Annotated in this window: 7 protein-coding genes; 2 read left to right on the top strand and 5 right to left on the bottom strand. The window is 65.8% G+C overall.

Annotated elements, in window-relative coordinates:
- Positions 1–189: 189 nt before the first annotated feature.
- Positions 190–1,872 carry an aspartate-alanine antiporter gene (gene aspT, locus AC1DJT_RS29235; RefSeq protein ID WP_476835418.1) on the top strand — a complete coding sequence of 561 codons (1,683 nt, stop codon included), beginning with the start codon at positions 190–192 and terminating at the stop codon, positions 1,870–1,872.
- Positions 1,873–2,132: 260 nt separating this feature from the next.
- Positions 2,133–2,456 carry a hypothetical protein gene (locus AC1DJT_RS29230; protein ID WP_441490985.1) on the top strand — a complete coding sequence of 108 codons (324 nt, stop codon included), beginning with the start codon at positions 2,133–2,135 and terminating at the stop codon, positions 2,454–2,456.
- A gap of 132 nt (positions 2,457–2,588) precedes the next feature.
- Here the strand turns inward: AC1DJT_RS29230 and AC1DJT_RS29225 are convergent, their stop codons facing one another.
- The 5 genes from AC1DJT_RS29225 to AC1DJT_RS29205 form a co-directional block, all read right to left on the bottom strand.
- The gene (locus tag AC1DJT_RS29225; protein WP_441490986.1) at positions 2,589–2,789 is read right to left on the bottom strand and encodes a hypothetical protein; all 201 of its coding nucleotides are present in this window, start codon (positions 2,787–2,789) and stop codon (positions 2,589–2,591) included.
- Between the two features lie 345 nt (positions 2,790–3,134).
- The gene (locus tag AC1DJT_RS29220; RefSeq protein WP_441507779.1) at positions 3,135–3,944 is read right to left on the bottom strand and encodes a class I SAM-dependent methyltransferase; all 810 of its coding nucleotides are present in this window, start codon (positions 3,942–3,944) and stop codon (positions 3,135–3,137) included.
- Between the two features lie 33 nt (positions 3,945–3,977).
- Positions 3,978–4,658: a peroxiredoxin-like family protein gene (locus AC1DJT_RS29215; protein WP_441507778.1), complete on the bottom strand. Its 681-nt coding sequence runs from the start codon at positions 4,656–4,658 to the stop codon at positions 3,978–3,980.
- A gap of 18 nt (positions 4,659–4,676) precedes the next feature.
- Positions 4,677–7,970: an adenylate/guanylate cyclase domain-containing protein gene (locus AC1DJT_RS29210; protein ID WP_476835417.1), complete on the bottom strand. Its 3,294-nt coding sequence runs from the start codon at positions 7,968–7,970 to the stop codon at positions 4,677–4,679.
- Between the two features lie 250 nt (positions 7,971–8,220).
- A partial coding sequence (locus tag AC1DJT_RS29205; protein WP_476835416.1) for an autotransporter family protein occupies positions 8,221–10,320 on the bottom strand: 2,100 nt, incomplete at its 5' end.

Below are 10,320 nucleotides of genomic sequence, written 5' to 3'. Positions count from 1 at the left end.
CCGCGCGGTGGCGCGTGGCTACCGCCAGGCCTTCGATGCCTACAATCTCGCTCTCGCCAAAAAGCCCTGACGCGCGAGAGCGGCAGGAGTGAAGGTGTGGGCAGGTGATTTCCTGCGTTCGGCAACCATCGGACATTCGATCAGTCACGACTTGATCGCATGTCCGAGTTCAATGCTGCGAGGCAAAGCATGAACTACGTCGTCGAAGCCCTGCGCAACAATCCCGAGCTCGCCATCTTCCTGACGATCGCTCTCGGCTTCCTGATCGGCAAGGCGAAGATCGGAGGCTTCAGCCTCGGCGTCGTCGTCGGCTGCCTGCTGGCGGGCGTCCTGGTCGGCCAGCTCGACGTCAAGGTGCCCCCGGCCGTGAAGACGGTCTTCTTCGACCTCTTCCTCTTCACGACCGGTTACAAGGTCGGCCCGCAGTTCTTTCGCGCCCTGAAGCGAGACGCGCTTCCACAAATGGCACTGACGGTGGTTCTGTGCGTCACATGCCTGCTCGTGGCGCTCGGCTTCGCGAGATTGCTGAACTTCGACATGGGCACGGCGGCCGGGCTTCTTGCCGGGGCGTTCTCCGAGTCGACCGTCATCGKAACGGCGGGCGAAGCGATCCAGCGGCTGAATCTTCCGCAGGCGGAGCGGACCGCGCTCATCAACAATATTCCCGTCGCCTACGCCGTCACCTACCTGGTCGGGACGGCGGCCCTGGTCTGGTTCCTGCCGAAGGTCGGGCCCAAGCTCATGGGTATCAACCTTCGCGAGATCGCGGCACAGCGCGCGGACAAGGCCGGTCCGGGCGCCGATGTGGAGGGCGTCACCTCCGCTGCCCGCTTGTTCGACGTTCGCGCCTATCGCGTCGAAAACCCGGTTCTGACCAACAAGACGATCACCGAGATCGAAGCGCTCATYAAGGAGACCCGTGCCTTCATCCTGCGCGTTCGCAGCGGTGTCGTGCTGTTCGGCCACGCTTCGGATCGCAGGATCCAGGCCGGCGACATTATTGCCATTATGGCGCGCCATGAGGTTCACGCCGCCCGCGGCGACCTGATCGGCCCCGAGGTGAGCGACCCCGAACTGCTCGACATTCCGCTCGAGGCGCTCAACGTCATCGTGACAGCCCGCGGCATCGACGAGAAATCGTTGGCGGAACTGGTCGAAGCGGAGTTCGCGCGGGGGGTCTTCCTGTCCAAGCTGACACGCTCGGGCATTGAGATGCCGATCGAGCCGACGACACGCGTCAATCGTGGTGACGTCATGTCGTTGGTCGGGCCGCTGCCGGAAGTCGAGCGGGCCGCGACCGAGCTCGGCTATCCCGACCGCCGCACTTCGGCCACCGACATGGTCTTCGTCGGCTTCGGGATCTTCCTGGGCGGCTTGTTCGGTCTGCTGACACTGGTCGTCTGGGGCGTGCCACTGACACTGACCGCCAGCGGCGGTGCGCTCTTCATGGGGCTCGTCTTCGGCTGGCTGCGCTCGGTCTACCCCTTCTACGGCCGCATTCCCGAGCCGGCGATCTGGATCTTCGATACGGTCGGGCTCTGCATGTTCATCGGCATCGTCGGGCTCGGCGCCGGCCCAAGTTTCGTCTCGGGCCTGAAGGCGACCGGCGTCAGCCTGATCCTGGTCGGCCTCGTCTCCGCGCTGCTGCCGCATACCATCGGCATTCTGTTCGGGCGCTACGTCCTTAAGATGGACCCGCTCATCGTGCTCGGCGCCTGCGCCGGGGCCGGCACCATCACGGCGGCGCTCAGGGCCATCCAGGATGAGGCCCAGAGCAGCATTCCGGCGCTGGGTTACACAGTGCCCTATGCCATCGGCAATATCCTGCTCACGGCCTGGGGGCCGATCCTGATCGGAATCATGTCGCGTTAGGGCAGCCGATCTGTTGCGGGTCCGTTTCCACGCTGTGGACATCCAGCCCCCTGGCGAAAGCTCAGGTCGCGCGTGCTTTCGGGTATTCGAGGAAAGAACCGTGGCAGTGCGCGGGTTGATCGCAGCAGAGATGGCGCTCTCCTTATCTCACAAGGAGCTTCGTCTGATGGGCGCTTCCTGAACAGAGCCGAACAATTCCGTTCATCCTGCGTTCCCTCTCGGAAGGCTTTAATCGCCGGGAGGAAAGAAGGAGAACCCCGATGCGTCGGTTCTTGATCACAGCCACTATCGTCTTGGGCGCGGCCGCAACCATGGCCGGCCTCGCGCCCGCAGCTCACGCCAGCGAAGCGATCGCGCCCTCGATTGCGCAGCAGCTCGACAAGCAACCGTTGGCGTTCGCCATGACCGAGGCGAAGCGGGAACGCTTGATGATCATCCAGGGCAACATGGATCGGCAGCGATATTACGGCCGCCGCGATGGCTATAGTCACGGCTACGGCTATGGTTATGGCCGTCGCCATGGTGGTCCGCCGCCCTGGGCGCCTGCACATGGCTACCGCCGGCACCATTATGAGCGCTGGTAGGCTCGCTCCCACGGGATAATCTTCCCGCTGAATAGGCGGAGGGCCGGCAGGCGGCTCTCCGGAATGGTCGAGGCTCCGGTCTCATAAGCTCGGAGCCTTGGTCATGGGAGCCACGCGTTAGGCTCGAGCAGGTCAGCCTTGTGCATCGTCGCGCGCGTGTCGCCGCCGACTTCGTGCGTGCCGCCAGAACGCGACAAGCGCAATCAGGGCGGTGACCAGCAGGAGTGAAACGCCCATCTGGATCAGTCCGAACTTGTGTGCGCCCGGAGGCACAAACCACCCGGCGACGACTGCGGCGACGTTCAGAACGGACTCAACGAAGCGGTCCAACATCTTGATCCCCTTTCCCAAAACCCGTTTCAGGAGCAAGTCGCTGAACGGTGGCGAACGAGAGGACTCTCATCCTCATTTGTCGGGGGTGCCCGCTCGCGGTGCAAGCAAATTCTAGAAGATCCTGCCCGCAGAATTCATTCTGGACGCAGTATTCAGCGGCATCGGGCTGCCTGAACATTTCCGAGCCACGTGCGAAACCGGGATGCGCCCGGACTACCCTTCAGTCAGCTGCTACAGCCGCGCAAATCAGGCCAGGTCTGGCGTGCGCCATCCCAGGGCTTTCTGGCCTCGGGCGGTGTTGCGGCGGCCAAGCTAACAGCTGATCGAGGCCTATGCCGGTGGTCCTTATCCACCGCCGGGAACCACCCCCCGGCAGGCCCAGGCGACCGCCGCAAATGAGCGCGGACCATCTGGTTGGCCGGCCTCATAGGCGGCCCTGACGGCTTCTCCGGCCTTTGCCCGGGACGCCGGATCGAGCCCCGCCACATATTTGCCGAGCGGCCCCTCCCCGGCGGCGAACGGGTCCCAGTAGTCAGCGAAATTCGCGTAATCCATCCTGATCATAAGCGAGGTCTGTTCGACGCTCTCGAGGCCCTGCGCCGTGAAGGTCTGCCGCATTTCGTCGGGCCTCATCATGGGCTGGAAGCAGTAATGAGCGCGCAGGCTTCGCGCCTGCTCGTCCTGCGCAGCGAGGGTGTCCAACATCATGCGCATCCCCGACATCCCGCCGAGATGATCCCAAACGGCGGCTGCGACAACGCCGCCCGGCCGCACGACGCGACGCATTTCGGCAACCGCCTTGTCGGCTGCCGGCACGAAGTGCAGGACGAGCAGCGACAGGGCCCGGTCGAATTCGTCGTCGGGGAAAGGGATGGCGCAGGCATCGCCCTCCTTGATCGTGATCCGCGGATCACTGTTCCGGCGCCGGGCCTCCGCGACGAAGATCGGTGAAAAGTCGATCGCCGCGACCTCGGCGATTTCCGCTGCCTGGGGCAGCGCGAAGGTCAGGCTGCCTGTGCCGCAGCCGACGTCGATGACGCGCTCGCCATGGGCGATACCGGCGAAATCAATGAACGGGCCGGCAAGCTGACGGCTCCAGCGGCCCATGAGCTGCTCATAACCGCTGGCGCTGCGGACGGTGAAGCTGGACGGCATGGTGGGGCTCTCCTTGCTCGCTGAAGAACCTCCCTACTGCGCAACCTGGGAAACGGCCGACATGAGCTCCTGGGGGTTCGGCGCCCCGAACATGTAACGCCCCCCTTCCGGAACTTCGGTGAAGCACCAGCGCACGATGCCTTGCCGGTCGAGCAGGAACTGGCCGACAAGCTGGCCAAGGCCTGTCGCCTTCATCTCCAGGTCGGCCTCGGTCAGTTCGTAACCGTCCTTGTTGTCGAGGAATTGCGACCCCGCCAGCGGGTCGAGCGGTCCTGGCGTCTCGCCGGAAATCTCGACCCGCATACCCAGCACGGCGGCCATCGAGACCTTGTGCGGCCACGCCGTCTCGTTCTCCGTGAATTCGAGATTTGGCAGGCCAAATGCCTGGTGGGAGGTTCGTTTAGGGTCGGAGGCGGCGATAAGATTGGGCATCGGATGATAACGGAAATAGAGCCGCGCGCGTTCAATCGGCGTGTTGACCACGGTCAGGCTCTCGACGCCCGCAGCACGGAGCGCCGGATCGAGCTGCGCCTGGGCGGCGATATGGCGCCGGCAGAAGGCACAGTGCAAGCCGCGGTACAGGCCGACCAGCACCGGCTTTTGACCGCGAAAGTCGTCGATCGCGATCTTTCCCTCGCGGGTGATGGCGTCGAGCACGACGTTCGGTGCCCTGTCGCCGGGTTGAAGAGGAACCATGTCGGCCTGCGCGAGCATATCCAACCTCCTCCGCGGTCAATCGAGGAAAGGCAGCACCACGAGCGCTTCCGGGTCGAGCCCGTGCCGGGMGCAGACATCTTGCGCCAGCGAAAAGTAACGGTCGGCTTCCGCCAGATCGTCACGGTCGAGATTGAGTGTTGCGAGACCATCATAACATGGAAAGAGCAGCTGCGGCTCGCCCGTTTCGCGGGCAACGTCGAGCGCTTCGTTGTAGAAGCTGGCCGCGATGTCTGGTTGCCCCTGGCATTGGTGAATCTGCCCGAGCACGATCAGGGGCACAGGCAGGTGCTCGCGCTGGTCGAGCGCACGGTCGATCTCCACCGCCTTCTMCGCCGCCGGAACGCCCTCTGTCGGGCAGCGGTCCGTGAATGTGCAGCAGGCGACCGCCAGATTGGTGAGGAGGCGTGCCTGGAAACCCAGATCGCCGATACGCCGCGATATCTCGAGGCCGCGCCGACACACCTCCATCGCCTGCACGGGATTGATCGTTGTATAGAGCACGCCGAGATTGGTGTAGCCGCGGCAGGCGGCGCCAGGCAGGTCGGCAGCTTCAGCCACCTCTATGCTTCGCTCCACCTCGCGCACTGCTTCGCGGTTCCGCCCGAGCCGGGCCAGCGCGACGCCCTTGGTGTTGAGCGCTTCCGCAGTCACGAGCGCTGCCTCGCGCCCGATCCCGGAGGCCTCGTCCCGGGTCAGCGTGCACGCGCATGCGAGCGCAGCGTCGGCCCATTCTGCTGCACGCGCGTGGTCGCCGGTCCGGAACGCCAGGCGGCCGCGTTCCTGCCAGAGATGCGCCTGCTCGATCGGTGCGTCAGCTCCGTCGAGAAGTGTCGCGGCCTCGGCGTAGCAGGCTTCGGCCTTGTCGCGCTTGCCGACATCCCAGAGCAGGCGGCCGATCTTGCGAAGAACCCGGGCCGAGGCGACGCGGTCGCCGTTCTCGCGATAGACCCGCAGCACCATCCCATAGTGCTCATGCGCCAGCGCACGGCGGCCGGTCGGGCCACAGAGATCGGCAATCCGCTCGCCGACCTGCAACCTGACCCCTGTCGGTTCGGCCGTCGCCAGCGCCGCGAGCGCCTGCTCGTAGAAGCGAAGGGCGTCATCATTGGCATAGATCATGCGGGCGCGATCACCGGCCTCGCGCAGGTATTGCGCGCCCTTTTCCCGCTCTGCGCTCAGCCCGAAATGATGACCGAGCACGGTCAGATCTTCGAGCCTTTCGGGACTTTCGCCGCACAGGCCTTCGAAGGCGGTGGCGATCTGCCCGTGCAGTTCGGTCCGTCGTAGCAGCAGCAGATTCTGGTAGATCACATCGTGCAGCAATGTCTGCGTGAAGCGGTAGCACTGCGACGAGATTGCGCCTGTCCCGGCCTTCTGGATGATTTCCGCGTCGCCAAGCAGTTCGAGCCCGGCTTCGAGCCTGGCGGGGTCGGCGGTCACCGCTGCAAGCAGCGTCGCATCGAAGCGAGGGCCAATGACCGCGGCTTCCTGCGCGAGACGCCGCGCCTCCTGCGGCAGCCGGTCGAAGCGGGCGAGCAACATCGCCTGGATCGTGTCCGGGATGCTGACTGCCGCTTCGCCCGCCACGATCTGCCAGTGCTGGCCGTCGCGCTTCAGCACGTCGAGCTCGATCAGGCTGCGCACGATCTCCTCGAGGAACAGGGGGTTGCCGCCGGCGCGCTCGAGGATCCTCTCAGGCAGCGCCCCGATGGAACTCAGCCAGCCCTCTCCGAACAGGGCCGCGAGCAGGCGGCGTCCGTCGCTGTCTCCAAGCTGCGTCAGCCTGAGCGCGGTATGGCTGAAGCGGCTTGAGTCCAGCGGGTCGTTTTGCTGCGTGGGGCGATGAGTGACCACCAGCATCAGCCGCGATCGGTCCAGCCTGTCCATCACGAAACGCAGCGCTTCCAGCGATACCGTGTCAGCCCAGTGCAGATCTTCGACGACGATCAGCAGCGGCGATAGCGCCAGGCGCCGCTCGATGATCGTGCAGACAGCATGGAGGATTTGCCGCCGCAATTGCTCGGGCTCGACATGCTGCAAACTTGCCTTGGGGTCGCCCAGGCCGAGCACATGGTAGAGCAGCGGCATCAATCGCTCCGCCTCTTCGCCCGCCATGCCAAGGTTGGCCAGCAAGGCTGCGAGCTTCAAGCGCATCTCGTCGGGAGCATCGTTCTGCATCACCCCGGCAGCGCTGCGCACGACTGCGCCGATGGCGCCGAAGGACTGTTCGCCAAGCGGCGAGCAGGCGGCCTGCCGTACGGCAACGTCGCGAAAGCGCTCCTCGCAGCCGAGGCGGCCGACGAACTCGTTCACCAGCCGAGATTTCCCGATGCCGGCCTCACCGACAAGGCGCAGAAGCTGCGCCTGGCCAGCACAGGCCTGGTCGAGACTCGGCAGCATGCGCTGGAGCTCCGCATCGCGGCCGATCAGCGGTGCGCTGAGGCCGAGTGCATCGAGCCCACGCGCTGCACGGGGTGATGCGAGCGGTCCACCCAGCCGATGCACCAGCACGCTGCCGGACCTGCCGCGAAGGGCGACCTCACCGAGCGAGGTATAGGAGAAGGCATGCCGGGTCAGCCTATAGGTCAGCGGCCCCACCAGGACCTCGCCCGGGGCGGCCAGCGATTGCAGTCTCTGCGCTGTATTCACCGTGTCGCCGGTCACCGAATAGGATTTCGCAGTACCGACGCCGAGACCTCCAGCAACAACCGGCCCGGTGTTTATGCCGAGATGGAGCACCATTTCAGCGCGCCCGGCGGCGGAGCTTTCGCCGAGCCGCGCCGTGCGGGCGATCATGTCGAGCGCAGCGCGGAGCGCGCGTTCGGGATCATCCTCATGCGCGACAGGTGCGCCGAACAGTGCGAGCAGCGCATCGCCGATGAACTTGTCGACAAAGCCACCGAAGCTCTGCACGGCCGCGGTCAGTTCCGTGAACAACGCGGTCTGCAAGGTCTGGACGACCTCGGGGTCGAGCCGCTCGCTGAGCGCGGTGAAGCCGCTGAGGTCGGCGAACAGGACCGTCACCGTCCTGCGATCCGCATCGGAGACCGGCGGCGCGGTTGTATGGTCCCTTTCAACGTCCGGAAGCGGTGCTGGCATCCGGGAATCCAGCGCAGCGATTGCTCTCGACGCGGACGCTGTCTGAGGAGTGGCCCTCGCGGTGGTGCGGGCGCCGCATTGCGGGCAAAAGGCGAAATCCGGCGCACAGAGAAAGCTGCAACTCGAACACGGCACGGGCTGGCGCACGCCGCATTTCGGGCAGAAGGCAAAGCCGCTTTCGATCTGGAAACCGCAGCCCGAGCAGTCCATCGACCAAGACCTCGCGGGGCCGTAAAAGCCTGCTCTCGCTTCACGCTTTGCCGCACGGCCTTCATGAGGTTGAACCCATAACGGCCAGGCTGCAAGCGACGGCGCGATAACGGAATCAGTCGGCCGTTCCTACCAGGCGAGTTGGCCGGTCGGGCTCTCGGCGGCAGCCGATCGCGTCGGCGCGTCCTGCGCCATGAGCGATTTGCCGTCGGGCCGAGAACGTTCCTGCGTGCGCGGTCGTCCCCTGCCCTCAGAACCTCATTCCAAGCCTGGCGTTGAAGCTATGGTCGGTGGCGCCCCGCGCGAGCTGGCCATCATAGGCGATGCTGAGCTCGGCCGCCGGCGTGAGCTTCATGCCGATGCCCGCGCCGACCACCAGCGCATCGCGGGCGATCGGAACGCCCGCGATCGAGAACGGGGCGCCGCCGGCGAAGGCCTGGAGCGAGAGTGGCGTCAGGTCGCCGCCAGCATGGCGCCAGCCGAGCGTGCCGTTGAGCTGCACCGTGCTGCTGCCGAGTTCGACGCTGGTCTGCGCACGCAGGCCGAGCGTGGCGAAGGTCACGGCGGTGGTCTGCGGGCCCGCGGACAAAGCGGCGATGCCGCMCGTCTCACGAAAGCCATCACTGCGAAGGTTGACATAGGCCAGATTGGCGAACGGCTCGAACACGCCCGGCCCGAAGTCGAGACGATAGGCGATCTCGCCAAAGGCCTGCAGGGAGTGGGCGCCGTAGCCCGACAGAAGCTGCTCGCCGCTGCCAGGGAAGGAGACCGAACGCCGCATCGAGAGATCGTGCCAGGTAAAGTTCGCCGCGCCGGTCAGGCGGAGACKATCGAAGCGGGCCCCGCCATAGAGGCCGATCGTGTAGTTGTCCGCGTCCGCCTGCGACCTGCGGCGCGCCACCTCGAAATGCGAGCGCGAATATCCCGCCATGATGCCGGCCCGACTATCCGCCGTGGCAGCGAGGTCGAGGCCGGCGACGAGGCCGTTGGTCGAGCGCGTGAGCGAGGCGGCATTGCCGTMCCCTTGTGTCTGCCCCCAGGAGCCGAAGCCGCGCGCCCATAGCGCCAGGCTTTCCGCCGGGGCCGTCGAGATCGCCMCGTTGCCCGAAGCATAGGCCAGCGTCGCGATATGCGGCGCGCCGATTCCGTCGAAGGCCGCGCGGATCCGGTCGGAAACCGCACTGCGCACGATCTGGCTGCCTTCGATCAGCACGGTCTTGGCCGAGGCGTGAATCTCGCCGGACAGGCTGTCGAATGCGCGTCGGCCTTCATCCTCGTCGCGCAACTGCGTGAAGCGCTGCCAGAGCGGATTGGCCTCGTCGAGGCTCTCCAGGCCGAGGCTGGTCTGGGTCTGGTTGCGGGTCTGTGCGAGAGCGGAGAAAGGCAGGTCGTTGCGCAGCAAGGTCAAGGTGACGCTGGTCGCGTCATAGCCCAGCGTCGGATCGAGGAAGAGATAGCGCGAGCTKACATCGTCGAAACGGCCCTGCACGCCCCGATCGGCGGTCAGGATCGTATAACGCTGGTTCGCTCGATAATTGCCGTCCTCACCGAGATGCACCACCGAGCCGCCGCCGAGCCGTGCCGCACCACCGGCACGGATCAGGTCGCTCGACATGCCGCTGGCATCGACCTCGACCTCATAGCTCGCGCCCGGCTCGAACGCGATGTCGCCGGTAACCGTCAGCGTGCCGATCGAGTTGCCGGGCGCGATCGTCGCGCCGGAGCGGATCGTCGTTGCGCCGACGGAACCGCTGCCCTGAAGTCTGGCGCCAGCGAGCACGTCGATCTCGCCGCCAAGGGAACCATTGACCACGAGCATGCCCGCCGACACCGTGGTCGTGCCGGAATAGCCCGCGCTATCGCCGCGCAATTCGAGCCCCCCGCGGCCGGTCTTGTCGAACCGTCCCGTCCCGGAGAACACGCTAGCGATGCTGGCGTCTCTGCGCTGATCGAACACGACCGTGCCGTTATTGGCGATGTCGCCGKAGATCGAGGCTGCGTCGCCGACGAGCCTGCCCGCCGCGACGACGGTGCGGCGATAGAAGTTGGTGCCGGTCAGCGTCAGCGTTCCCGCCCCGGTCTTGATCAGATCGCCGAAGCCATAGACCCCACCCGTCAGCGTCGCGTCGCGGCCATTGGTATCGACGGTGCCGTTGCCCAGCAGCAGCACGGTGCGGCTGGTGTCGAACGCGGTGCCGAAGCGCAGCGCGCCGCCGAAGAAGCTGATCGCCGTGCCCCGGGCGCCGAGATTGCCGTCGGACGCGACCTCGAGCACACCAGCCCTGATCACCGTGCCGCCGGAATAGCTGTTATTGCCGGTCAGGATCGTCGTGCCGATCGTCGTGCCGCC

It is taken from the genome of Allobosea sp. 05T422_2 (assembly GCF_056396265.1).
The sequence above is the reverse complement of the archived record's forward strand: the minus strand, read 5'-3'. Positions and strand labels throughout refer to the sequence as shown.